The organism is Streptomyces sp. NPDC012888, assembly GCF_042900645.1.
In the GTDB taxonomy this organism is placed as follows: Bacteria; Actinomycetota; Actinomycetes; order Streptomycetales; family Streptomycetaceae; genus Streptomyces.
The window spans coordinates 197,191-220,640 of the sequence record NZ_JBIBBM010000012.1 but is presented as its reverse complement, the minus strand read 5'-3'; the positions used below and the strand labels follow the sequence as shown (position 1 = coordinate 220,640).

Below are 23,450 nucleotides of genomic sequence, written 5' to 3'. Positions count from 1 at the left end.
CTCCGCGACCGGAACGAAGAGGGCAGGGCGGTGCCGGAGCACCACCCTGCCCTGTCGGCCGGGACGTCAGCTGACGTGGTCGTACAGCCAGCCCGTCGCGATCTTCGTGCGCGCCGCGAACGTGGACGTGCCGCTCAGGCCGGTGGCGGTGTAGCGGTAGACGTCGCCGGCGGTGGTGACGGCGACCAGGTCGGCGCGGCCGTCGCCGTTGATGTCACCCGGGGCCGCGAGGTGCGCGTACACGCCCCAGCCGGCGCCGACCAGGACGCGGGCGGCGAAGGGGGCGGCGGCCGAGCCGGTGCCGGGGTGGACGTAGAGGCGGTCGCCGTCGCGGGAGATCAGGTCGGGACGGCCGTCGCCGGTGACGTCACCGGCACCGGTCAGCTTGTCCAGCGGCCAGCCGGTGCCGACCTTCACCGCGGCTCCCACCTGGGGCCCGGATCCGCCCTTCACGCCCGCGTGGAGGAACAGGTTGCCCCAGCCGTCCAGGCCCAGGACGTCGCCCTTGCCGTCACCGGTGACGTCGCCGGGAGCGACCCTCTCGTAGTACTGGTAGAAGGCCCCGCTGGAGGAGATCATGTGGCCCACCCCGTCGCGCTCGCTGACGAAGCCCGGGTTGGTGGCGACCAGCAGGTTGGCGCGGTCGGTCTGGTCGAGGGCCGATCCGTTGCCCATGCTCCAGTGGTACCCGTACGAGCCGGCGGTCCCGTACTGCTTGGCCGCGGCCAGGGTGCCGTTGGCCAGGGTGGCGTGGTTGGACGCGGTGCCCGCCTTGTCGACGGTGAACAGGCCGTGCTTGCCGTAGTCGGGGACACCTCCCTGGTTGACGTGCTGGGCGGTGTACTGACCGCCGCCGCGCTCGTAGGAACGGGTGGCGAACTTGCCGCCGCCGACCGAGAGGTACTTGTAGTACGCGCCGGAGTGGGCACGGGCCGTCAGGTCGGCCTTGCCGTCGTCGTTGACGTCGTCGGTGCCGATGATCTGGTTGTAGATGTTCCAGCCGCTGCCGACCTTGACGCGGGTCTGGAACGGGGCGGTGGCGGAACCGGTGCCCTTGTAGAAGTACAGGTCGCCGGCGAGGGTCTTCGCCACCAGGTCGGCGACGGTGTCGCCGTCGAGGTCGTTGGTGGCGACGATCTGGTCGTAGATGTTCCAGCCGCCGCCGACCTTGACGCGCGTCTTGAACGGGCCGGCGGAGTCGACGGTTCCCTTGCCGGCGTACAGGTAGAGGGAGCCGTCGGGCGTCCGGGCCAGCAGGTCCTGGCGGCCGTCCCGGGTCAGATCACCGGGGGCGAGGACCTTGTTGTAGATCTGCCATCCGCTTCCTTGCCACACCAGCGCCTTGTCGGTGGCGGTGGGGCTCACGGTGGCGTGCAGGTTGAGCGTGCCGTCGGAGTGCAGCGTCAGCAGGTCCGGGGCCGCGGTGCCCCACAGGTTGTCCGCCGGCAGGATCTCCTTGGCGGAGGCACCGCGCAGGTCGTCGGCGCCGATGGTGAACGCCGAGGCGGTGCCCGTGCCGGACGCGACGACCGTCAGCTTCCCGGTCACGGCCGAGCGGGTCAGCCGCTCGCTGCGGCCGTCACCGTCGAGGTCGAAGCGGGCCTTGGCCCGGACGGTGGACTGGGCGGAAGGCTGAGGAGACTCCGCGGCGATCGCGGGGACAGCCGACACGAGTCCGGCGCTGAGGGCGAGGGCCGTGCATGCGGCCACCCGGTCGGTGCGCCGGATGGGCAGGAAAGTCAAGGTCCCTCCTGGGACGGTGTGCGGTCTCGTGACACTGGCGACGGCCGGACGGTCGTACCACCGACGCTGCCCGGACGCCGCCGCAGAGGCGTGCCGGCGCGGGGAGCCCCGCGCAACGTAGTGGAGGCTATCCCTCCTGATCTCCAGAAAAAAAGACGTTCCCCGTACAACCTTTCGCCCTTTCGCCCTACGCCCGCGTGGTCCGCGGCCCGTGGACCACGGCCCGGAGGGCAGGCCCGTCCTCCCGGTTCCGGTCCGGGTGCCCCGGTCCCCGAGCCGGCCGCCGCCCGTCCAGGTGAACCGGGACCCGCCCGCCGCAGACGCCCGGCGACAGGGTGCACCCCGCCCCACCTGCGCCGGGCCCGCTCCCCACCGCCTGGGGACGCATCCGCTCGCCGGCCACCCCCGCAGGCGCTTCGGCTACGGTGAGCGGCCGCGGCCGCGCCCGGCCGCGTTGACACGGCCCGTACCACGAGGCAGGCGAGCCATGCACCGCACCACCCCCTGGCAGGACCGGTCCGTCGTCGTCACCGGCGGAACGCGCGGCATCGGACGGGGCATCGCCGAACTCTTCGCCCGCCGCGGCGCGGCCGTCCTCCTGACCGGGCGGGACGGGACGGTGGCCCGCCAGGTCGCCGCAGGCCTCGCCCGGTCCACCGGCGGACGCGTCGCCGGATGCGCCGTGGACCTCCGCGATCCGCACGCGGTCGAGGAAATGGCCGCCGAGGCCGAGCGGCACCACGGACACGTCGACGTCCTCTGCGCGAACGCGGGGATCTTCCCCGAGAAGCCGCTCCGCGAGATGACCGCCGCCGACGTCGACGAGGTCCTGGCGGTCAACCTCCGCGGCTGCATCCTCGCCGTCCGCGCCTGCCTGCCCGCCATGGAACGCGCCGGCCGGGGCCGGATCGTCCTCACCTCCTCCATCACCGGCCCCACCACCGGGTACACCGGCTGGTCCCACTACGGGGCCAGCAAGGCCGGCCAGCTCGGATTCCTGCGCGGCGCAGCCCTGGAACTGGCCCCGCTCGGCATCACGGTCAACGCCGTGCTGCCGGGCAACGTCCGCACCGAGGGCCTGGAGGAGCTGGGGGAGGACTACCTGCGCCGGATGGCGGCCTCCATCCCGCTGGGCAGGCTGGGCGAGACCACGGACGTCGCCCACGCCGTGGGCTTCCTCGCCTCCGACGAGGCCGCGTTCATCACCGGCCAGACACTCACCGTCGACGGCGGCCAGACCGTCCCCGAATCCCTCGACGCCCTGGCCGCCACCGGCGCGTGACGGGGCCGGGCCGACCACCGTCCCGGATCAGACGCGCCCAAGGGTCCGGTTCCCCGGCGCGGCCGGGTCGGTGGAGGTGAAGAACTCCATGGCGGCCGGGTGCCATTCGTCCCGATCGGGGGTCCGGAACACCTCCTCCGCCGCCGGCTCCGGTACGCCGCGGCCCACTTCCCCGCTGGACCGGATCTTCCGGCGGTCTTCCTGAAGCCGGGACCGCCCTGTTCACTGGCACCGTCATGCCGCGCCCCTGAACCCAGGAGGTCCCATGCACGACGAACGGCCGGTCCCGGAAACGGACGTGCTGGTGATCGGCGGCGGCCCGGCCGGCACCACCGCGGCCGCCCTGCTGGCCCGCGAGGGCTTCGCCGTCACCCTGCTGGAAAAGGCCCGTTTCCCCCGCTACCACATCGGGGAGTCCCTCCTGCCCTCCCTCCTGCCCCTCCTCGACCTGCTCGGCGCCCGCCAGTCCATCGAAGACCGCGGTTACGTCCGCAAGCAGGGCGCCTACTACGACTGGGGCGGCCAGCAGTGGCACCTCACCTTCGACGGCATCGGCCCCGACGCCCCCTACAGCTTCCAGGTCGTCCGCGCCGACTTCGACCACGCGCTCCTCGACCACGCCCGGGCGCAGGGCGTACGGGTCCACGAGGAGACCGCGGTCCGCACGGTCGACTTCCACGACGGCCGGGCCCGTTCCGCCGCCTGGACGTCACCGGACGGCCACGAGGGCAGCACGTCCTTCCGCCACCTGGTGGACGCCTCCGGCCGCGCCGGCCTGCTCACCGCACGCCACTTCCGCACGCGCCGCTTCCACGACGCGTTCCGCAACGTCGCCACCTGGACGTACTGGCAGGGCGCCGAACCCGCCCCGGGCGCCCCCGAAGGAGCGATCCGCCTGCACTCCCTGCCGGACCACGGCTGGTTCTGGGCGATCCCCCTGCACGACGGCACCCTCAGCGTCGGCCTGGTCACCGACAAGCACTCCTTCGCCCGTTCCCGCCACGAACTCGGCTCCACCGAGGCCCTGTACGCGGACCGGCTGGCCCGTACCCCGGCCCTCGCCCGACTCCTCGCCGACGCCGTACGGACCGCCGGCCTCCGCGTGGAGAGCGACTACTCCTACACGGCCGAACGGTTCTGCGGACCGGGCTGGTTCGCCGCCGGCGACGCCGCCTGCTTCCTCGACCCCCTGCTCTCCACCGGCGTCCACCTCGCCATGTACAGCGGCCTGCTCGCCGCCGCCTCCATCGCCGCCACCCTCCACGACGACGCCACCGAAACCGAGGCCACCGCCTTCTACCAGGGCGCCTACCGCCACGCCTACGAACGTCTCCTCGTCCTCGTCGGCGCCTTCTACGACATCCACCAGGGCCGCGACGCGCACTTCCGCCGCGCCCAGCGACTCAGCCACCGCGACCAGAAGCCCCTGCGCCTGCACGAGTCCTTCCTCAACATCGTCACCGGCGTCGAAGACCTCCACGACACCCGCGGCGACGCCCTCACGCACCTCTTCACCGCCCTGCGCGAGCCCCTCCCCGGCCACAGCCGGGCAGGCCTCGGCGGCCACGGCGCCAGCCGCATGACCCCCTGGCCCACCACGCCCGCCCAGTCGGTCGGCGGCCTCCGCCTCACACTGCGACCCCGACTGGGCCTGCACCGCCCCGACCACTGACGCGCCCGGCTCCCGGCGGGCTCCGCGTGACCGGGCGCCCCGGCCCTGACGGCCGGGGCGCCCGGGTGCGGCGGGGGCCGGTCAGGGGCAGCGGGTCGTGGCGCCGCCGTTGCTGAGGTAGGCGCCGTAGATCCACCCGAGGCTGGATCCGGCGGCGTCGCGGATCCAGGTCCACCTGTTGCCGTAGTCGTTCACCACGTAGCAGTCGTAGGAGACGCGGGCGTCCTGGGACACGTACCCCACGGTGGTGCAGGCTCCGTACGGGCCCGTGTGGACCGCGGCACTGCCGGACTTGGTGACCCTGCCGGAACCGCTGTCCACGTTCTCGTGCGGCCAGTACGCGTTCCCGCACGTGACGGCGGACTCCCCGGCCGGGGCCGCCTGCGCGGGCACGGCCACGGCCCCGGCTGCCGCCGTTGCCCCGAGGGCCACCGCGACGAGGGCGCTGCGAAGACGCATGGATCCTCCTGTGATCGGTGCTGGTGATGGGAATACGAGCGCTGCGCCCGCCCGATCAGCCTCGCCGCCCCGCCCCCGGCACGTCGACTCGTTTCGGTCTGGCCCGAAGCGAGGGCCGGCGGGAGGATCGCAGCGCCGATGTCCGTGAGCGCGACGCGTACGAGGGGGGCTCGTGCTTCGCCTTCACTTCACCACCGCCGACCTGGCCCGGGTCCGCATCACCAGCCTTGGGCCGCTCGCCGAGACGGAACTGGCCCTGCGTAACCTGCAGGAGCACGACCGCCGGGCCGTGTTCGGCAACTGGCGCGCCCGGTCCGGCCCCCGCGTCCGGGCCGACGGCCGGGACCTCGCCCGCTTCCTGGCCCCCGCACCGCCCGGAGGCATGGTCGACCTGTTCAGCCTGACCGGCCCCGCGGACGGCATCGACGAGGCCATGGACCGCCTGCGCGCCGTCCCGCACCGGCAGTTGTACGAGGAGTTCACGTTCCACCCGGGCATGGCGACGCGCCGCGCCCCCTGGCTGGGCCGGGTCCTGGAGCGCGACCGTGAGGCGGCCGATCGGCTGGCCCGGGCGCTGGAGCACTGCCACGAGGTGGCCGTGGCCCCGTACTGGGACCGGATCCACCACCACTTACGGGCCGAGGCCGTGCTCTTCGGGCAGCTCGTCGCCCACGACGGCCTGGCCGCCTTCCTCGGCCGCCTCCAGCCGCTGGTCCGGTGGCGGGCACCCGTGCTCGAAGTCCCCGGATACCGGCCCTGGCAGAAAAGCTCCGACGTACACATGGCCGGCCGGGACCTGGTCCTGGCGCCCTCCGTCTTCTGCGGCCCGGTACCCCAGCCCTTCGCCCGCCCCCACGGCCGGCAGATCCTGCTGATCTACCCCGCGTTGCGCGACCTCGCCGCCGCGAGCACGATCTGGGCGGACCCCACCGGCCCCCCGCACGGCGCCGCCGTCCCCCAGCCCCTGATCGCCCTCCTCGGCCGTACCAGGGCCACCGTGCTCAGCGCGATCGCCGAGCACGCCCTGTGCACGACCACCCAGCTCGCCGCGCACACGAGGACCTCCCTGGCCAGCGCCAGCGAGCACGCGACCGTGCTGCGCCGGGCCGGGCTGACGTCGGTCGTCCGCGACCACAAGCACGTCCGGCACAGCATCAGCCCGGCCGGCCTGGCCCTCCTCGCAACCACCGCCGCCAGGTGAAGGCGGCGGCCGCCCGGCACCAGGGCGACCACCGCCCCCGCCGCGCCGTTCCGGCGGAGCTCAGAGCATGTTCTTGTAGATGTTCCAGCCGGTGCCGAACTTCACCCGGGCGGCGAACGTCCCGGTCCCGGCGTTGCCCGTCGAGGTGTACAGGTACATGTCGCCGTTGGCGACGCGCGCGAGTACGTCGCCCTTGCTGTCGCCGTCGATGTCACCCGGCACGACCAGCATGTCGTAGATGCCCCAGCCGGTCGCGATCTGCTCCCGGGCGGCGAACGGCGCGGTGGACGTGCCCGTGCCCTTGTAGAGGAACAGCCGGCCGGAGGTGTCGCGGGCGAGCAGGTCGGGGCGCCCGTCGCCCGAGTAGTCGCCGGCGCCGACGACCGCGTTGTAGATGTTCCAGTTGGCGCCGACCTTGATGCGCGCGCCGAGCTTGGTGTACACCGCCCCGTCGCCGGGGTGCAGCCACAGGCCGCCGGCGGAGTCGCGGCTGATCAGGTCGCCCTTGCCGTCACCGGTGAGGTCGCCGGGGCCGACCATCATGTCGTAGTTCCAGGTCGTGCTGACCTTCTGGCCGCGGATGTACAGGTCGCTGCCGATGTTCTGCACGTAGCCGGCGTGGTTGTGGCTGTTGAGACCGGTGGCGTACGTGTTGCGGGACCCGGGCGTCTCGGTGCCGGCGTTGACCGGGGGCGACAGGTAGTCGCCGTTGGCCAGGGCGTAGTACTTGGCCAGGGTGTTGTTGGTCTGGGTCATGAGGTTCTGACCCTTGCCGTAGAGCTGCGTCGTGCCCGCGCCGACGACGAACTCGTTGCGTTCGTAGCCGCTGCCGAAGTACGCGCGTGCGGCGAACCGGCCGCCGCCGACCGACTTGTACCAGTACTGCAGGCCGTCGCGGTTCCGGGCGAGCAGGTCGCCCAGGCCGTCGCCGTCACCGTCGTCCGAGCCGGTGATCATGTTGTACGTGTTCCAGCCGGAGCCGACCTTCACGCGGGGCTTGAGCGGCGCGGTGGCGCTGCCGGAACCCTTGTGGAACCACAGCTCGCCGGTCAGGGTGCGGGTGAAGACGTCGCCGATGCCGTCGCCGTCGACGTCGTTCGCGCCGACGAGCTGGTCGTAGATCCCCCAGCCGGATCCGACCTTGACCCGCGTGTCGAACGGCTTGCCGACCGTGCCCGTCCCCGTGTACAGGTACAGGCCGCCCGTGTGGTCGCGGGCCAGCAGGTCGGGCCGCCGGTCCCCGGTGATGTCGCCGGTGGCGACGACGCGGTTGTACGTCTGCCAGCCGCGGCCGGACCACAGCGGCGCCGAAGTGGACTTCAGGCCGGCCTCGTAGAGCGTGAGAACGCCGTCGAAGGAGAGGGAGAGCAGCTCGGGCCTGGTCGTGCCGCCCACGTCGCCCACCGGCAGCAGGTCCTTGAACGAGGCCGAGGGGTCGGTCTTGTGGATCGCGTAGTCGCTCCACGCCTTGGCCGACGACAGGTAGACGGCCGTGTGCTGGTCGTACTCCATGACGATCATGTCACTGATGCCGTCGCCGTCGACGTCGTGCCGCGGCTTGGCGGCGGCGGCCACCCGCGCGGACGGCGCGGCCCGTCCGGGCATGACCACGGTCGGGTGCTCGGCGGCGCGCCGCGCTCCGGCACCGGAGGACGGCTGCGGGACCGGGGCGGGCGCGGGCCGCGCCACGGCGGAGCCGGGCGCGGGGTGCTGCGGGGCCGCGGTGCTCGGGGCGGCGGCGAGGGCGCCGGCGGCCAGGGCCAGTACGCCACCGGCCGCCAGCAGGCGCAGGCGTCCGCGCTGTGGTGTAGTCAAGATCCCCCCTCGGGAACGAGCCGTGGGGGAATGTGACCGGGAACACGCGTCCGTGCGTGAACGGCCCCCCACTTCCGTCCGTGCAGCGTACGTCGTGCCGCTGACAGAGGAGGGGCCGGGTCGCGCCGACTCCCGTGCCGGGGTGGGCCGTTGGTGGCGCGGGACGGGACGGTCGCCCGGCGGTGCGCCGCGTACGGAACGCCGTTCACGGTCCGTCACGCTCCGCCGGGCCGGCGGCCGGCGGCCGGTCAGGCGTGCTGCCAGACCGGGGCGGTGTGCCGGGCGGCGCCCTGGACGAAGTTCGACAGGGTGCCGTTCGCGTTCAGGACGACGATGGTGTTGTCGTCCTGGAGGATCACCGACTTGCCCTTCGCGAAGTAGGTCCAGTTGCTCCAGCTGCCGCGCGAGGTCATCTGCACGCCGTACAGCCCGTCCTTCTTCACCAGGCGGACCTTCGTGCCGCCCACGACCCCGTAGACGCCGAGCTTCGGGGAGGTGGTGGTGGCGCCGGTCCAGCTGTGGACCTCGCCGTCGATCGTGAGGCGCACGTAGCGCTGACCGACCTTGCGGACGTCCTGGTACGCGGTGTGTCCCGGGCGCAGGAAGCCGACGCGCTTGCCGTTCTCGACGACGTGCGAGCTGAAGGCCTGCGGACCGGCCTTGTAGGTCTTGACGGTCAGGCCGCCGTACGTGGTCGTGGAGTGGAGCCGGCCCGCGGTGTTGCACTCCTTCGGCAGCAGCGGGAACGCGGTGGCGGTCCACGGCGCGTCGCCGCCCCCGGCGCGCTGCCTGAAGACGGGAGCGCTGGACAGCACACCGTCGATGCGCAGGCCGGCGGCCTGGTCGACCGGCTTGCTCTGGTCGACGGTGTTCAGGACCTTGCCCTGCTCGTCGCGCAGCTGGGCCACGGCACCCGTGTGGGCGCTGTTGGTCAGCTTGACCGTCCGGCCGGCGGACACGGACGGGACGACCTTGCTCACGATGCACTTCTCGGCGACCACCAGGGTGCGCGCGGGGGAGGCTTCCTGCGCCGGGGCAGAGGCCGCGAAGGCCGCGGTGGGGGTGGCGATCGCCGCGCCGGCGAGGGCGAGGGCGAGGGCCGCGGTGGTGGTGGCGCGGAGGGTGGTGCGCATGACGACTCCTTGATGCGTGGGAGGTGTGTGAGGAGCGCCGTATGCCGTGGTCTCTTGCGGTGGAGTCCGTCGAGTTCGGGCCGTTGGCTGCATGAGCAAGATTAATGATCTTGTGGGGTGGAATCGTCGGGTCCGCGTCACAGCCGTGTGACAGCCCCCGGCACCCGAGCACCTCCGGCACCCGAGCACCCCGGGCACCCGAGCCCCCCGGGCGCCCGAGCACCCCCGGCGACCTGCGGCCTTGCGCGGCTCACCCCCGTCCGGAGCCCCGCGGGAGCAGCCTGCGCAGGGCCTCGGCGGATCCGGCGTCGTTCGGGGTGTAGAACTCCAGGCGGTGGTCGAGGCTGTCGGGCTGGAGCCACACCTGGTAGGTGACGCTCAGGGCGCCGACCGCCGGGTGCAGCAGGTGCATCGCGGCCGTGGTGCAGTCGCGGACGTCCCCCTCGGCCCACAGCCCCGCGAACGCGTCGCTGCCCATCATGATCTCGCCGAGCAGGGACGCGAGCCGCGCGTCGGTCGGGTGGCGGCCGGCGGTGAGCCGCAGGTAGCCGACGTGGATCTCGGCCAGCTCGGACCAGTTGCGGTAGAACTCCCGCGCGGACGGGTCCAGGAAGAACGCCCTCGGCACGGACGGCCGCCGCTCCCGGTCCTCCGGGTCCTCGAACGCGAACCCTTCGCCCAGCAGGGCGTGACCGGCGCGGTTCCACCCCAGGACGTCCCCGCGGCGGCCGAGGAGCACCGCGGGCGTCGCCTCGTCCAGGGCGGCGAGGAGGGCGACCACGCGCTCGTGCGGCGTCTCGTCCGGGGGCTCGCTCAGGCAGGAACGGCCGGGCCGACGGGCGAGGTTGCGCAGGTGGGCGCTCTCCACCTCGTCCAGCCGCAGCACCCGCGCCAGCGCGTCCAGCACCTGCTCGGAGGCCGACTCGGCCAGCCCCTGCTCCAGCCGCGTGTAGTAGCCGGCGCTGACCCCCGCGAGCTGGGCCAGCTCCTCCCGCCGGAGACCGGGGACGCGGCGGGAGGTGCCGTACGTGCGCAGCCCGGCCTCGCCGGGCGTCATCCGGTCCCGACGGTTCTTCAGAAACGCTCCCAGGCTCTCCATGAACCCGACGGTAGGCCGTGGACCGGGCCGCCGGGGACGCCGAGGGTGTACCTGGCGGGTGTACCCACGGCAGGGGGATGGCCGGGTCGGCCACCGCCACCGAGCGTGGGTCCATGACGACGACCGAGAAGAAGACGCACGGACACCGGAAGCCCACGCGGACGCGCACGGAAAGGGCCGGCGCCGGGCGGCCGGACCTCCGGGCCCGGCTCGGCCTGCTCGTGGTCCTCGGCCCGGTCCTCCTGGTCTCCATGGACGGGTCGATCCTCTTCCTGGCGATGCCGCGGATCTCCCGGGCCCTCGCGCCGACCGCCGACCAGGCACTGTGGATCCTCGACGGCTACGGCTTCGCCGTGGGCTCCCTGCTGATCGCCTTCGGCAACCTCGGCGACCGCTACGGACGCCTGCGGCTGCTGAAGGCCGGCGCGGCCGTCTTCGGACTGGCCTCCCTCGCGGCCGCCTCCGCCCCGACGCCCGGACTGCTCATCGCGGGCCGGGTCCTGATGGGGGTCGCCGGCGCCACCCTGCTGCCCTCGGCGCTGGCCGTGGTCAGCGAGCTGTTCCCCGACCCGCGTCGCCGGGCCAGGGCCATCGGCGTCTTCGCCGCGGCGTTCGCGGCCGGGTTCGCGATCGGACCGGTCGTCGGCGGGCTGCTGCTGGAGCGGTTCCGGTGGGGCTCGGTGTTCCTGGTCAACCTGCCCGTCATCGCCCTGTTCCTGCTCCTCGCGCCACGACTCGTCCGCGAGGTCACGCCCGCCCGCCCCGGACGCGTCGACGCGCTCAGCGTGGCCACCTCCTCCGCCGGCCTGCTGTTCACCGTCTACGGCCTGAAGCACCTCGCCGCCGACGGGATCGCCGCCCTTCCGCTCGGCGCGATGGCCGCCGGCACCGTCCTGCTGGTCCGGTTCGCCGCCCGGCAGCGCCGGCTCGTCCACCCGCTGATCGACTTCTCGCTCTTCCGGGACCGCGTCTTCACCCTCGCCATCGTCACCGGTCTGCTGCCGCTCGCCGCCTGGTCCGCGACGAACTACCTGGCCGGGATCCACCTGCAGTCCGTCCTCGGCCTGGACGTGCTGCACGTCGCCCTGCTGGCGCTCCCCGGGGCCGCCGTCCTCACCGTCACCTCCGTCGTCGCCCCGGGCTTCGTCGACCGCATCGGCAAGCGGGCGGTGCTGGTCACCGGCCACTTCGCCATCGCCGTCGGCCTGCTCGCCCTGCTCGCCGTCACCCCCACCAGCGGCACCGGCTGGTACGTCGTCTCCACCGCCGTCACCGGGATCGGCTACGGGATCTCCTTCGCGGTGGTCGCGGACACCGCGGTCGGAGCCGTCCCCGCGGAGCGGGCCGGCGCGGCCGGAGCCATCGCCGAGACCAGTAACGAGCTCGGCAACGCCCTCGGCATCGCCCTCCTCGGTTCGCTGGCCGTGCTCGTCTTCCGCCTCCGAGGACCCGGCCTGGCCCCCACCCTCGACGAGACCCTCCACCTCACCGGTCTCGGCGCGGCGGGCGCCGCGCGCGCCAAGGCGGCCTTCGTGACCGGCCTGCACGTCGTCGCGGTCACCGCGAGCGCGCTGCACGCGGTTCTCGGCGCGGCGGCCCTGCGCCGGTTCCCGAAGGCGGAGCCGGCCGACGCCGGGCCCGCCCGTCCGGCCGCGGGCCTCTGATCGCGGAGCTCGCGCCCGCGGTGGAGACTGGTGGGGACGCCTCCAGAGAGGGCCTGGGACCATGGGCGACTACGTCGAGCTTCCGGGGGTCACCACCTGGTACGAGACCGACGGGTCCGGTGACCCCCTGCTGCTGCTCCACGGCGGCTTCTGCACCATCGAGACGTGGGGCGCACAGCGGGGCGATCTGGCGGAGCGGTACCGGCTGTTCATGCCCGAGCGCCGCGGGCACGGACGCACGCCCGACGTCGAGGGGCCGCTGACCTACCGGGACATGGCCGACGACACCGCCGCCTTCCTCGACTCCGTCGTCGGCGCCCCGGCCCACCTCGTCGGCTGGAGCGACGGCGGCACAGTCGCCCTGCTCGTCGCCCTCGCCCGCCCCGACCTGGTCCGAAAGCTCGTGGTGATCGGCACCAACTTCCGCCCCTCCCCCGAGTGCTGGGCCGACCCGGCGGCACTCGACCGCATGACCCCCGACAGTCCCGACATGGCGTTCTTCCGCGAGATGTACGTGCCCCTGGCGCCCGAGGGCGCCGGGCACTGGCCGGCACTGGCGGAACGGATGGTCGAGATGTGGCGCACCCAACCGACGCTCACCATCGGCGACCTGGCCGGCATCACCGCGCCCACCCTGGTCGTCTCCGGCGACGACGACCTGGTGACCCTCGAGCACACGGCCGCCCTGTACCGGGCGATCCCCCGCTCCCAACTGGCGGTGGTACCCGGAACCTCGCACCTGGCGCCACTGGAGAAGCCCCAGCAGGTCAACCGGTTGATCCTCGACCACCTGGGCGGCGAACCGGTGGAGACCATGCTCCCGATCCGGCGCAGCGAGCCGGCCGGCACACCATGACCGAATCCGGTGCCCCGTACGTCACTCCCCGGGGCGGTCGCCGCCGCTCCGGCGGTGCCGGTACCGCGACCTCCACCGGGCGAAGAGCTCGCCGGGGGTACGGGCGGGTGGTGTCCGTTCCGCCGGCCACCGCTCCTGCCGGGTCAGAGCGACATGGGGCATGAGGTAGCGGTCGCCGCCGGTCTCCAGCACGCACAACGGGACGTCGTCGGCGGCGTCGGGGTGCGCGATCCGCACGACCAGGCGCCTGGGCGGGACGGTGGGGACCTCACCCTCGAGGACGGTGGCCCCGCGGCGCGGGGCGCGGGCAGCGGCGACGGTCCTCCCGTCGACCCAGACCTCCGCACGCCGGCGCCGCGGATCGTGCAGGACGGTGATCGAGTGACCGTCCTGATCCAGGTGGTAACGGTGGTGGCGGCTCGCCATGCCGGCCTCCCGGGAAGCTCCTTCCACCAGCGTAGTCGGCCGCCCCCCGCACCCGCCCGCCGCCCGGGGCGGCCGCGGGACGGCCGGAACCGGCGGCGCCGCCCGCCCCCGCTTTGTAGGCTCGACCCCGGGCCCCGACGCGTACGCGGGGCCGTACACACTGCGAAGGCACGGGACGGCGGCCACATGACCACAGCACGGGATCTGCTGATCGTCGCACTGGACGGCGGGGCCGGGGGTGCCGCCGCCGAGCAGGGCGATCTCTCGCTCGCACTCGCGGGCGCCGAGGTGATCGACCTCCTCGGGACCGGGGCCGTCCGGTTGGACGGCGACCGGATCGTGCCGGCGAGCCAACCGGCCCCGCAGGACGCGCTCCTGGCCGAGGCGGTCTCGTCCCTCGTCGGGGAACCCCCGTACGAGGCGCTCAGCGACTGGCTGTGGCGCCGCGGCCGCGGCCTGGCCGCGGCCTACCGGGACGCGCTGGAAGCGGAGGGGCGACTCGCCGCCAGGTCCCGCCGCGGACTCTTCGCCCGCAAGGGCAACCCGGTACCGGCCGCAACACCCGCCCACGATCGGACGGTACAACCGCGAGCCACGCCGGACGCCGCCCTCACCGCCCTCGCGGAAGCCGCCGGCGTCCACGGCGAACGGACCGCGGACGCCCCGGACATCACCGACGACGCCGTCGCGGCCGTGCTGGCCGCCGTCTACGACGCGGTGGTGGAACTGGCATCGGAACGCCAGCGGCGCACCATCAGCGAGGCCGCCTTCGACAACATCTGGCGCGGACCGGTCGGCTGACGCCACGCCCGCGCCGACAGGGTCCGTGCGCCTCGCCCACCAACAGGCGAATGACCGCCTTGGGGGCGGCCGATGCCGTGGGATGGGCTGGTCGTTCCGTCTCACTGTTGGGAGATCAACATGAAGGTTCGTGCCATCGTCGTCGGCGCCTGTCTGGCCGCGGGTGTGGTCCTGGGCGGCGCGAGCGTCGCCGTCGCGGACGCGGGCGCGAATGGCGTCGCGGCGGGCTCGCCCGGCGTCCTGTCGGGGAACGTGGTCCAGATCCCGGTCCACATCCCCATCAACGTGTGCGGCAACTCCATCAACATCATCGGGGTGCTCAACCCGACTGCCGGCAACACCTGCGTCAACGCCTGAGTGATATCCGAGCCGTCCGCCGTTCAAGCGGCGGCGCGTTCGGAACGCGCCACTCGTGGCAGCGACCCGCCGGGCCGCTGCCACGTTCGTCGTGCTGTGGCGGACCACCTGCGCCGAGAGCAGCCGCTCCGGTCCGGCCCCGTTCCCTTCCGGTCGACACGCCGGACCGAGCGGGAGACGATGGAGCCGCCACGACCGCTCGTCACCGCGGCGCGACACCGCAAAAGAGTCACGGCATGGCCGGCCGGCGGCCCGAGCGCCCTCAGCCCCGGCCGGACGGGCCCGCCGTCGCCGGGCCGCCGCGTCCGCGCCGGCGCAGGCCTCGACCTCGCGCAGCGGCCGCGGACCCTCTCCGGCCGGACCGGAGCTCCGACAAGGAGGAGCACCATGCACCGACGAGCCCGCCTCACCGCCGCCCTCCTCCTCGCGCTGGGCACCCCCGCCCTCGCCACGGTGGCGCCGACGGCCTTCGCCCAGGCGGCCCCGGCAGCGCCCACCGTGACCTGCGCCGTGTCCGCCGCCGACGGGACGGACCGGGTCGACGTCTCGGGTGACGGGTTCACGCAGGGCCCGGCCCAGCTGTCCTCGCCGGGCGGCGGCACGACCACCTTCGCCGTCCCCGACGGCGGCTCCTTCCGGATCGGGAACAAGCCCGACGACCGGTACGCGGTGACGCAGGGAGGCCGCACCACCGCGTGCACCGGAGGCACGGAGCCGACGGCCGCACCCGGCACCACCTACAAGGCGGGGCTCACCGCCGGCTGGGACGCGGTACGCGCCGACTGCGGCGCCCGCCCGCCCGCCTCGGCGAACACCGGCTTCACGGACGGCTGGAACAAGGGCGCGGCCACGGCGAGGGAAGTCTTCTGCCAGTAGCCGGGCGGTACCCACGCGCTACGACGGGGGTCGCCCACGTCCACCCCGGCCACACCGCGTCCGCCGCCATCGCCCCCGCGGCAGGCCTCGCCCTGACCCGGCCGAGCGTCGCGTCGAGGTCGTCGACACCGATGCTCAGCAGGGTCCGCGGCACGCCCGACCTCCTCGGCGCCGAAGAGTTCCGTGTGCCGGCCCGGCACACCGCAGTGGGATAAGTGGGATAATTTAGAAATATACGGCGTATCCCTGCACCCGGAGGAGGCCGGGACATGGGCCGTCCGGACACCCCCGACAGGCGGCGGCGCCTGAGCCGCCCGCTGGTGCTCGCCGCCGCCCTCGCCCTCGTCGACGAGGAGGGCCTGAAGGCGCTCACCATGCGGCGCCTGGCCACCCGCCTGGGCGTGGAGCCCATGGCCATCTACCGGTACACCGCCGGCAAGGAAGCCCTCCTCGACGGACTGGTCGAGGCCTTCTTCGCCGAGGTGAACGACCGGCTGCGGACCTCGCCCGAGGAAGCCCCGGGCCCTGCCGGCGTGCCCGCCTGGCGGGCGGAGCTGCGGCGGATCGCGCGCGCCTTCGCCGCGGTGGTGCACGCCCACCCCGAGGTCCTGCCCGTCGTGGCGACCCGGCCGCTGTCCGTACCGGTGGCCCGGCGCCCCGCGCCCGTGCTCCAGCTCACCGAGCACATCCTCGCCGTACTCGCCCGGGCCGGCTTCGACGACGCCACCACGCTGACGATCTACCGCGCCTTCGCGGCCTGGAACCTCGGCTGCCTCCTCGTCGACAAACGCCAGGTCGTCGACGACCCCGACGAGCCGGAACCCATGCTCCGCCTGGGACTGCACCGGCTGCCCGCCGCCCAGTACCCGCGGCTGCGCGCGCTCGTCCCGCGGCTCGCCGAATACGACGACGAGGAGGAACTGATCGCGGGCCTCGACAGCCTCCTGAGCCGCATGCCCGAGGCGCCCCTTGACGCGTTCTACGGCCGCAGCGCACGCTGAGGATACGAAGTACACATCGGATATATCCATACATAGGCCATATATGCGTCCGTGCTCAACCGGTGCCGCTGCCTCCCGGCATGAGCCGGACGATGCCCCAGGGAGCACCCCATGCCCAGCGAAGACACGATCCTGCGCGTCCGGGTCACCGCCAGAGACCCCGACACCCTGCGCAACCTCCTGCGCGAAGCCCACCCCGACGTCGGCGGGCGGGTCCAGCAAGCCGCCGACGGCACCTGCACCATCGACGCCTACGTCACCCCCGAGGCGGCCGAGGCCCTGCCGCGCGAAGGCGTGACCGTCACGACCGTCGAGGACGCCACTGCCGTGGGGCGGGCCCGCCAGGCCGAGGTCGCCGAGGGGAACCGGTTCGCTCCCGAAGACGCCGTCCCCCAGGGGCTCGGCCTCAAGGTGCAGGACCCGTAGGGAGACACGCCATGCCGTACATGAACATCGTCGAGGTCGAGTCCGGTCTGAGCAGCCTGGGCACCGCCTTCCCGGCCACGAGCGACCTCGTCGAACTGCCCGAGCCCTCCGTCGAGGGCCGAACCTGCCACGCCCTGCGGATCGGCACCCACCGCCGCGAGCCCAAGAACGCCGTCGTCCTCACCGGCGGTGTGCACGCCCGGGAGTGGGGCAGCTGCGAGATCCTCCTCGACTTCGCGGCCGACCTGCTGCACGCACACGACGGCGGAACCGGCCTGGCGTACGGCGGCACGCACTACACCTCCGCCCAGGTCCGCACCATCCTCGAGGAACTCGACGTCGTGGTCTTCCCGCTCGTCAATCCCGACGGCCGGCGCCACAGCCAGACCGTCGACTGGGACTGGCGGCGCAACCGCAACCCGGCCCAGTCCGGCGGGAATCCGGCCGCGGTCGGCGTCGACATCAACCGCAACTTCGACTTCCTCTTCGACTTCGCGGCCGCCTTCCACCCGCTCGCCCCGGTCCGCGTCTCGGACGACCCGGCCGACCAGAACCAGGTGTACCAGGGCCCCGGGCCGTTCTCGGAGCCGGAGACGCGCAACGTCCGCTGGCTGCTCGACCACTTCGTGCGCACCCGCTGGTACGTCGACGTGCACAGCTACACCCAGACCATGCTCTACGTCTGGGGTGACGACGACAGCCAGTCCGACGACCCCGCCAGGAACTTCCGCAACCCCGCCTTCGACGGCAAGCGCGGCCTGAAGAACGACCTGCTCTACGGGGAGTTCCTCCCGAAGGTGGACGCGGACGACTCCGTCGTTCTCGCCGAGCAGTTCTGCACGGCGCTCAAGGGCGTACGCGGCAAGACCTACACCCCGAAGCCCTCCTTCGACCTCTACCCCACCTGCGGCACCAGCGGCGACTACACGTTCGCGCGCCACATCATCGAGCCGGACCAGGACCGGATCCTGCCGTTCACCGTCGAATGGGGGACGGAGTTCCAGCCGCCGTGGCCGGAGATGAAGAAGATCGTCCTCGACGTCGACGCCGGGCTCGTCCAGTTCTGCCTCACCGCGCTCGCCCCGTGACCCGTCCCGTTCCGTCCCTCACCAGCCGGCGCCGAGCAGCCCCGAGAGCCCGGCGGCCGGCTCCACGGGGTCCGTGAGGCCGGCGTACACGGGAGTCCCAGTAGCCGACGACCCCCACCCCGCCGGGCCGGCTCACCGTCGTCACCCGTCCGGCCCGGCCCAAGGGCCCCTCCCGCCACGGACGGCCCACCTTCACCACCCGCAACAGGCCACGAGCCGGATGACGTGCCTAACGTCGATGTCCACGCACCGGTCGGAAAATCGTGGAGGCGTCATGTCCCGTCGGGCCCGCCGTCTCGTCGGCGTCTGCGCCGGCATGGTCGCCGTCGGCCTCCTCGCCACCGGCGGCGCGCTCGCTCCGCCGCAGCGCCCGGTCTCCGAGGGGGACGGGGGAGGCGAGGTCGCCCTGGGTGCCTACCTCCACTACGGCTCGCCCGGTGTCGAGCGGATGCGGAAGCTGTCGCGCTGGCTCGGGGGCGCCGAAGTGCGCGCCGGGCACACGTACCTGCCCGGCGACACCTGGACGAACATCGAGGGCGCACCCGATTCCCTGCGCAGCTGGGCGCGGTGGCGGGAGGCCGGAGCGGACCGGATGTTCGTCCTGAACGTGCCCATGCTCGACCACAACGAGGACCGGGTCCCCGATGAACGGGTCGCGCAGCGCCTCCGCTCGGGCGCCCGCGGCGACCACGACCACCACTTCGCGCGTCTGGCCGAGCGCCTGGTCGCGCTCGGGGTGCCCGACACGGTGATCGTGCTCGGCTGGGAGATGAACGGTTTCGACTACACCCACCGCTGCCGGCCGGACCCGGAGAACTGGAAGAAGTACTGGCGGCGCATCGTCGCCGCCATGCGGTCGGTCGAGGGGCAGCGGTTCCTCTTCGACTTCGCCCCCAACCGGGGGCCCGACGCGATCCCCTGGACCAGGTGCTATCCCGGTGACGACGTCGTCGACATCATCGGCATGGACACCTACGACCAGCCGCCCGGCGACGACTTCCACGAGCACGTGACCCAGCCCTACGGACTAGGCCGGCAGGTCGAGTTCGCCAGGGAGCACGGCAAGATGCTCTCCTACCCGGAATGGGGACTCTTCCGCAACGGTGACAACGCGGCGTACATGCGGGACATGCTGGAGTGGATCGCCGAGCACAGGCCGCTGTACCACAGCATCACCGACTACTGCCCGCACGGCGTGTGGCAGTGCGGTCGGAACCCCCGCTCCGCCGCCGTGTTCAGGAAGTTCCTCTCCCGCTCCGACCACGAGCCCTGACCGCGTCCGGCCCGGCGGTCTCCCGGTCGGGGTTCGCGAGAACGCTCGGGCGCCGACGCCTTCCGGCTATCCCGCGCCGGCCGCGGTGGCGGTGTCGATGGCGAACAGGTCGTAGGTGTCCGTCAGCTTCAGCAGGCGCGCGGGCTGGGCCTGGAGCCCCCTGACGGCCAGCAGGCCGCCTTCGGCACGCAGCCGCCGACGCAGGACGACGAGCAGGTTCAGCCCGCTGGAGTCCATGAAGGACACCCCCGACACGTCCAGGTACAGCGTCTTGCCGCCGAGGGGGATGATGGTCGCCGCCTGCACCACCTGGGGGCAGGTGTGCAGGTCCAGTTCGCCGCTGACGGTGATCAGGGTGTGGTCGGAGTGCTGTCGGGTGAGCACGGTGAAGTCGCTCATCGGTTCGCCCCTCGCGTTCTCGAAGGTCGAGCCCATCACGCCCCACCCACGAGGAGGGGCATCAAGCACACGGCGTAGGGCCGCGTACAGCCGAGCGAGACAACCCGTACCGCGCCCCGGTCACCGAGCCGGTGACCTGCAAGGGCGGCGCGGGGCCTCTCACCAGACCAGGCTGGTAGTCCTGCGAGCGTCCCACAGGCGGGCGGACCTTTTCCAGCCCGTTCGGACAAGCGGAGGCAGAACTACCGGATGGGGTGCCTCCGGCGGGAGACCCTGCTACCGGCTCGCCGGATCCGACAGCGGACCGGCCTCGCGAGACCGCGCCGGGCGGGAACTAGCCGCTGCACTCGGTCACTTCGCCGCCCTGCCGGACGAGGTAGTCACCGGGAGGCACGTTCATGACCTGGAAGCCGCCGTTCTGGGCGATCTCCACCGTCCCTCCGAAACCGGCCGAGCCGAACACGTAGGCCGGGCCCGGAGTGAAACCGCCGCCGGAGAGGTGGACCTTTCCGTTGTCCAGCACGCCGGAGGTCGAGCACGTCGCGGTCGGCAGGACGTCGTACGGGGACGCCGCGAGGGCGGTGGGGCCGGTGACGAAAGCTGCACCGGCGACGAGTGCGCCGAGGGCGAGCAGGCGCGCGGGTCGGCTCATGGGTTTCTTCCTCTCCCGGACACGAAGCGGACTTCCCCCCTCCATCCTGCCTCCCCGGACCCACCGGGGCGACCTGCCGACCGGGCACCGAAGCACGCGGTGACGTCCCCTTCACGTGCTGTCGTGGTCCCAGGAGAGGGGGACGGCCGGAGCGACGGGAGAGGCATGGGGCGCGCACCCCCACGAGCCGGTGGAGTGGAAAGCTGGGCAGGTGAATGACGCCATCACCGCGGCCTGGCAGCGAGCGGCCGACCACCAGCGCCGGTTCGACGCCCGCTTCGCCGCCTACTTCGACTCCCTGACCGACCCGGCCGCCGGCCGCCTGGACGTTCCGGGGCGCGGCACCTTCCCGGCCCGCGCGCTGGAGCTGGTGCGCGAGCTGTCACTGCGCGGCGGCAAGCGGCTGCGCGTGGCCCTGCTCCACGAAGCCTCGGCCCTGGTCACCGACGGGAGCGTTCCGGGACTGGACGAGGCCGCCATCAGCATCGAACTGCTGCAGACCCACGGCCTGATCCACGACGACATCATCGACGACGCACCCACACGCCGCGGCGGACCCTCCACCTACTACGCCTACCGCCGCGACTTCCCCGACCGGCCCGACACCGCCCTCGCCCTCGCCGTCCTCGCCGGCGACCTGGCGGCCTTCCTCGCCGGGCGGGTCCTGCTCACCAGCGCCCTGCCGCCCGACCGGGTCCTCGCCATGGCGGCGGTCCACGCCGACGTCTCCGCTTCCACCGTGGCCGGACAACTCATCGACCTGGAAAGGGACTTCCATCCCGCGCCCGACACGGAGCTCCTGCACGAGGTCACCGAGTACAAGTCCACCCGCTACTCGGTCCTCGCGCCGATGCTCCTGGGTCTGCTCGCCGCCGGCGTCGACCCGACCCCCTACGACGCCGAACTCCGCCGCTACGCCACTGCGGTGGGCATCGCCAACCAGATCCACGACGACTGGCTCGACCTCTTCGGGGATCCCGCCTCCCTGGGCAAACCCGCCGGTTCCGACATCCGTTCCGGCCGCCGCAGCTATGCCGTCCGCGCCCTCCTGTCCGCCGCCGACGACGCCGAACGCAGGCTGCTGGAGGGAGCGCTGGCAAACCCGGACTGCGACGACGACACCCTCGAGCGCATCCGCCGCACCGCTCGGACCCACGGCATCGACCGCGTCCTCGCAGCCGACGCCGACCGCCAGGCCCGCCGGGCGGCAGCACAGGCCGCCGCCTGGCGGGGGCGCTGGAGGCCGGACGCCGTGGCGTTCTTCGAGCACCTGCCGACCTGGTCCGTCCGACGCGACCGTTAGGGCAGGTCGGCGAGCGCGCCGGGCGGCCAGGAGCCGCTCAGACAGGCGGAACGTCGTCGAGCCGCATCAGGTCATCCGCGCTCAGCGTGAGCTCCACGGCCTTGGCGGAGTCGGTGATGGAGGACGGGCGGCTGGCTCCCGGTAGCGGCAGCACGGCCGGGGAGCGGGCGAGCAGCCAGGCCAGGGCGACCTGTTGGGGGCTCACGCCGTGCTCGGCCGCGACGTGGTGGAAGGCGGTGCCCGTGGAAGTGGGACCGGAGGGGTCGTCGAGGGAGCTCCGCGATATGCCGCCGAGCGGGCTCCAGGGCAGGAAGGCCAGTCCCAGTTCGGTGCTCAGCCGCAGTTCGGGCTCGCTGTCGCGGACGGCGGGGGAGTACCGGTTCTGCACGGAGGCGAGTCCCCCGCCGAGGATCTCGTGCGCCTGGCGGATCCGGGAGGTGGTGACGTTGGAGATCCCCGCGGCGCGGATCGTTCCCGCGTCGAGCAACTCGCGCAACGCGCCGACGGATTCGGCCCAGGGCACGGCCGGGTCCGGCTTGTGCAGCTGGTACAGGCCGATGGCCTCGACGCCGAGGCGCCTGGCGGAGGCTTCGGCGGCCCGCTTGAGGTGTGCGGGGGTGGCGTCGACGGTCCAGCTGCCGTCGCCGGGGCGCCCGCGGCCGCCCTTGGTGGCCACCAGGACGCCGGAGGTGTCGCCGCCGTAGCGGGCCAGGGCGCGGGCGATCAGCAGTTCGTTGTGGCCCGCCTCGCCGGCGTGCCAGTGATAGCTGTCGGCGGTGTCGATGAGCGTGACGCCGGCGTCGAGCGCGGCGTGGATGGTGGCGATGGCCTGCGTCTCGTCGGGGCGGCGTTCGATGGACAGCGGCATGGCGCCCAGCCCGACGGCGCTGACGGAGGTATGGGCGAGGGGGCGGTATCGCATGACGGCTCGGATTCCTCAGGCAGTGGGGGACGGCTCGGTGGTGAGGGTCTCGACGACGGCGCCCGGCAGCCAGTCGGTGGAGCGGGAGATGGAGAAACCCAGGGCTTTGGCACGGGCGTTGCTCATGGCGTAGTGGCGGTCGAAGGAGAAGGGCGAGGCCGGTTCGCCCGCGCTGACGGTCCGGTAGACGGGCTCCCGGCCCACCTGCGCGGCGGTGATCGCGGCGACGCCGTACACGTCGAGCGGGCCGTCGGAGCAGGCGTTGACCGGGCCGGTGAAGTCGGCCGTGGCCGCCCATGCCAACAGCTCCGCCAGTTCCCGGTGATGGACGAAGACGGTCGGCAGTGCCCGTGCGTGCACGAGGACTTCTTCGCCACGGGCGATGCGGCTGACGTAGTGCGCCAGCCGACCGGTGAACTCCTGTGCCCCGCCGCCGAGTACGTGGGCGCTGCGGACGGTGGCGTACGCGAAGCCGTCGGCGCGGGCGAACACGGCCTCCGCCTGGCGCTTCCCCTCGGCGTAGTGCCCCTCGACGTACGCGTCGTCGTGCCAGGGAAGGTCCGGAGCCACGCGCCAGGCGGCCGGATCGACGGTCTCCTCGGGTACGGGCGCGCCGGCCGGCACGGCGGGCAGCGCCGCGGTGGCGGGGTCGTACACCTCGATCGTGGAGGTCATGACGTAACGTCGCGCGCGGTCGGCGAACGCGCGTGCGGCGATGGCGGCCTGGACCGGTGTGTAGCAGACCTGGTCCACCACGACGTCGAACGTGCGGAAGCGGATCGCGGCAGTCAGCGCGGCCTCGTCGTTCCGGTCGACGACCAGGTGCTCGACGCCGGTGGGCGGCGAAGTGGAACCGCGATTGATCACCGTGACCTGGTGTCCTGCGGCTTGCAGGCGACCCACCAGGAGCTTTCCGAAGTAGCGGCTTCCGCCGATGACGCAGATCCGTTGCATGCCCCCATCCTGGAGACCTACCGTCATCAGCAGAAGTACCGAACTCCT

General features: G+C 73.0%; 23 protein-coding genes. 13 read left to right on the top strand and 10 right to left on the bottom strand.

Translation table 11 applies throughout. From position 1 onward, the window contains the following. Positions 1-66: 66 nt before the first annotated feature. Positions 67-1,743: an FG-GAP repeat domain-containing protein gene (locus ACFY61_RS22155; RefSeq protein ID WP_389474332.1), complete on the bottom strand. Its 1,677-nt coding sequence runs from the start codon at positions 1,741-1,743 to the stop codon at positions 67-69. A 487-nt stretch (positions 1,744-2,230) separates the two neighbouring features. Between ACFY61_RS22155 and fabG the strand changes: the two genes are divergently transcribed. Together fabG and ACFY61_RS22145 are read left to right on the top strand one after the other, a co-directional pair. Next, positions 2,231-3,025, top strand: coding sequence for a 3-oxoacyl-ACP reductase FabG (gene fabG / locus ACFY61_RS22150; protein WP_389474331.1), 795 nt, complete (start codon positions 2,231-2,233; stop codon positions 3,023-3,025). Between the two features lie 265 nt (positions 3,026-3,290). Then, positions 3,291-4,697: an NAD(P)/FAD-dependent oxidoreductase gene (locus ACFY61_RS22145; protein WP_389474329.1), complete on the top strand. Its 1,407-nt coding sequence runs from the start codon at positions 3,291-3,293 to the stop codon at positions 4,695-4,697. Positions 4,698-4,778: 81 nt separating this feature from the next. Here ACFY61_RS22145 and ACFY61_RS22140 read toward each other — a convergent pair whose 3' ends face one another. After that, positions 4,779-5,156, bottom strand: coding sequence for a hypothetical protein (locus ACFY61_RS22140; RefSeq protein ID WP_389474328.1), 378 nt, complete (start codon positions 5,154-5,156; stop codon positions 4,779-4,781). Between the two features lie 172 nt (positions 5,157-5,328). Between ACFY61_RS22140 and ACFY61_RS22135 the strand changes: the two genes are divergently transcribed. Next, entirely contained in the window at positions 5,329-6,357 is a 1,029-nt protein-coding gene (locus ACFY61_RS22135; protein ID WP_389474326.1) for an ArsR/SmtB family transcription factor, read from the top strand. 60 nt (positions 6,358-6,417) lie between these two features. Here the strand turns inward: ACFY61_RS22135 and ACFY61_RS22130 are convergent, their stop codons facing one another. The 3 genes from ACFY61_RS22130 to ACFY61_RS22120 all read right to left on the bottom strand — a co-directional run bounded on the left by ACFY61_RS22130 (position 6,418) and on the right by ACFY61_RS22120 (position 10,404). Beyond that, a complete protein-coding gene (locus ACFY61_RS22130; protein ID WP_389474325.1) occupies positions 6,418-8,172 on the bottom strand; it encodes an FG-GAP repeat domain-containing protein in 1,755 nt (584 codons plus the stop codon). A 248-nt stretch (positions 8,173-8,420) separates the two neighbouring features. Continuing rightward, complete coding sequence (locus ACFY61_RS22125; RefSeq protein ID WP_389474324.1) at positions 8,421-9,305, bottom strand: hypothetical protein; 885 nt, start codon at positions 9,303-9,305, stop codon at positions 8,421-8,423. Positions 9,306-9,555: 250 nt separating this feature from the next. Beyond that, positions 9,556-10,404: a helix-turn-helix transcriptional regulator gene (locus ACFY61_RS22120; RefSeq protein WP_389474322.1), complete on the bottom strand. Its 849-nt coding sequence runs from the start codon at positions 10,402-10,404 to the stop codon at positions 9,556-9,558. A 251-nt stretch (positions 10,405-10,655) separates the two neighbouring features. Between ACFY61_RS22120 and ACFY61_RS22115 the strand changes: the two genes are divergently transcribed. Both ACFY61_RS22115 and ACFY61_RS22110 read left to right on the top strand, forming a co-directional pair. Further along, on the top strand, positions 10,656-12,068 hold the full coding sequence (locus ACFY61_RS22115) for an MFS transporter (protein ID WP_389474369.1): 1,413 nt from the start codon (positions 10,656-10,658) through the stop codon (positions 12,066-12,068). A gap of 61 nt (positions 12,069-12,129) precedes the next feature. Beyond that, the gene (locus tag ACFY61_RS22110) at positions 12,130-12,924 is read left to right on the top strand and encodes an alpha/beta fold hydrolase (protein WP_389474320.1); all 795 of its coding nucleotides are present in this window, start codon (positions 12,130-12,132) and stop codon (positions 12,922-12,924) included. A 21-nt stretch (positions 12,925-12,945) separates the two neighbouring features. Here the strand turns inward: ACFY61_RS22110 and ACFY61_RS22105 are convergent, their stop codons facing one another. Further along, entirely contained in the window at positions 12,946-13,350 is a 405-nt protein-coding gene (locus ACFY61_RS22105; protein ID WP_389474318.1) for a hypothetical protein, read from the bottom strand. A gap of 186 nt (positions 13,351-13,536) precedes the next feature. Between ACFY61_RS22105 and ACFY61_RS22100 the strand changes: the two genes are divergently transcribed. The 7 genes from ACFY61_RS22100 (at position 13,537) to ACFY61_RS22070 (ending at position 19,172) form a co-directional block, all read left to right on the top strand. Next, positions 13,537-14,151, top strand: a complete 615-nt coding sequence (locus ACFY61_RS22100; RefSeq protein WP_389474316.1) for a GPP34 family phosphoprotein — start codon at positions 13,537-13,539, stop codon at positions 14,149-14,151. A 120-nt stretch (positions 14,152-14,271) separates the two neighbouring features. Next, complete coding sequence (locus ACFY61_RS22095) at positions 14,272-14,508, top strand: chaplin (RefSeq protein ID WP_389474315.1); 237 nt, start codon at positions 14,272-14,274, stop codon at positions 14,506-14,508. Between the two features lie 387 nt (positions 14,509-14,895). Continuing rightward, a complete protein-coding gene (locus ACFY61_RS22090; protein ID WP_389474313.1) occupies positions 14,896-15,384 on the top strand; it encodes a hypothetical protein in 489 nt (162 codons plus the stop codon). 269 nt (positions 15,385-15,653) lie between these two features. After that, positions 15,654-16,385 (top strand): TetR/AcrR family transcriptional regulator, encoded by a 732-nt coding sequence (locus ACFY61_RS22085; RefSeq protein WP_389474312.1) that lies wholly within the window; start codon positions 15,654-15,656, stop codon positions 16,383-16,385. A gap of 111 nt (positions 16,386-16,496) precedes the next feature. Then, complete coding sequence (locus ACFY61_RS22080; protein WP_389474310.1) at positions 16,497-16,811, top strand: hypothetical protein; 315 nt, start codon at positions 16,497-16,499, stop codon at positions 16,809-16,811. A gap of 11 nt (positions 16,812-16,822) precedes the next feature. Next, on the top strand, positions 16,823-17,899 hold the full coding sequence (locus ACFY61_RS22075) for a M14 family metallopeptidase (RefSeq protein ID WP_389474309.1): 1,077 nt from the start codon (positions 16,823-16,825) through the stop codon (positions 17,897-17,899). 274 nt (positions 17,900-18,173) lie between these two features. Further along, the gene (locus tag ACFY61_RS22070; RefSeq protein ID WP_389474307.1) at positions 18,174-19,172 is read left to right on the top strand and encodes a glycoside hydrolase family 26 protein; all 999 of its coding nucleotides are present in this window, start codon (positions 18,174-18,176) and stop codon (positions 19,170-19,172) included. 66 nt (positions 19,173-19,238) lie between these two features. Here ACFY61_RS22070 and ACFY61_RS22065 read toward each other — a convergent pair whose 3' ends face one another. Both ACFY61_RS22065 and ACFY61_RS22060 read right to left on the bottom strand, forming a co-directional pair. Then, on the bottom strand, positions 19,239-19,571 hold the full coding sequence (locus ACFY61_RS22065) for an STAS domain-containing protein (RefSeq protein ID WP_389474305.1): 333 nt from the start codon (positions 19,569-19,571) through the stop codon (positions 19,239-19,241). Between the two features lie 334 nt (positions 19,572-19,905). Further along, a complete protein-coding gene (locus tag ACFY61_RS22060) occupies positions 19,906-20,223 on the bottom strand; it encodes a hypothetical protein (RefSeq protein WP_389474304.1) in 318 nt (105 codons plus the stop codon). A 211-nt stretch (positions 20,224-20,434) separates the two neighbouring features. Here ACFY61_RS22060 and ACFY61_RS22055 point away from each other — a divergent pair, with 211 nt between their 5' ends. Beyond that, positions 20,435-21,526 (top strand): polyprenyl synthetase family protein, encoded by a 1,092-nt coding sequence (locus tag ACFY61_RS22055; protein ID WP_389474302.1) that lies wholly within the window; start codon positions 20,435-20,437, stop codon positions 21,524-21,526. Positions 21,527-21,563: 37 nt separating this feature from the next. On the opposite strand, the gene ACFY61_RS22050 is transcribed toward ACFY61_RS22055, so the two are convergent. Both ACFY61_RS22050 and ACFY61_RS22045 read right to left on the bottom strand, forming a co-directional pair. Then, a complete protein-coding gene (locus tag ACFY61_RS22050) occupies positions 21,564-22,448 on the bottom strand; it encodes an aldo/keto reductase (RefSeq protein ID WP_389474300.1) in 885 nt (294 codons plus the stop codon). A 15-nt stretch (positions 22,449-22,463) separates the two neighbouring features. Then, positions 22,464-23,402, bottom strand: a complete 939-nt coding sequence (locus tag ACFY61_RS22045; protein ID WP_389474298.1) for an NAD-dependent epimerase/dehydratase family protein — start codon at positions 23,400-23,402, stop codon at positions 22,464-22,466. Positions 23,403-23,450 lie beyond the last annotated feature (48 nt).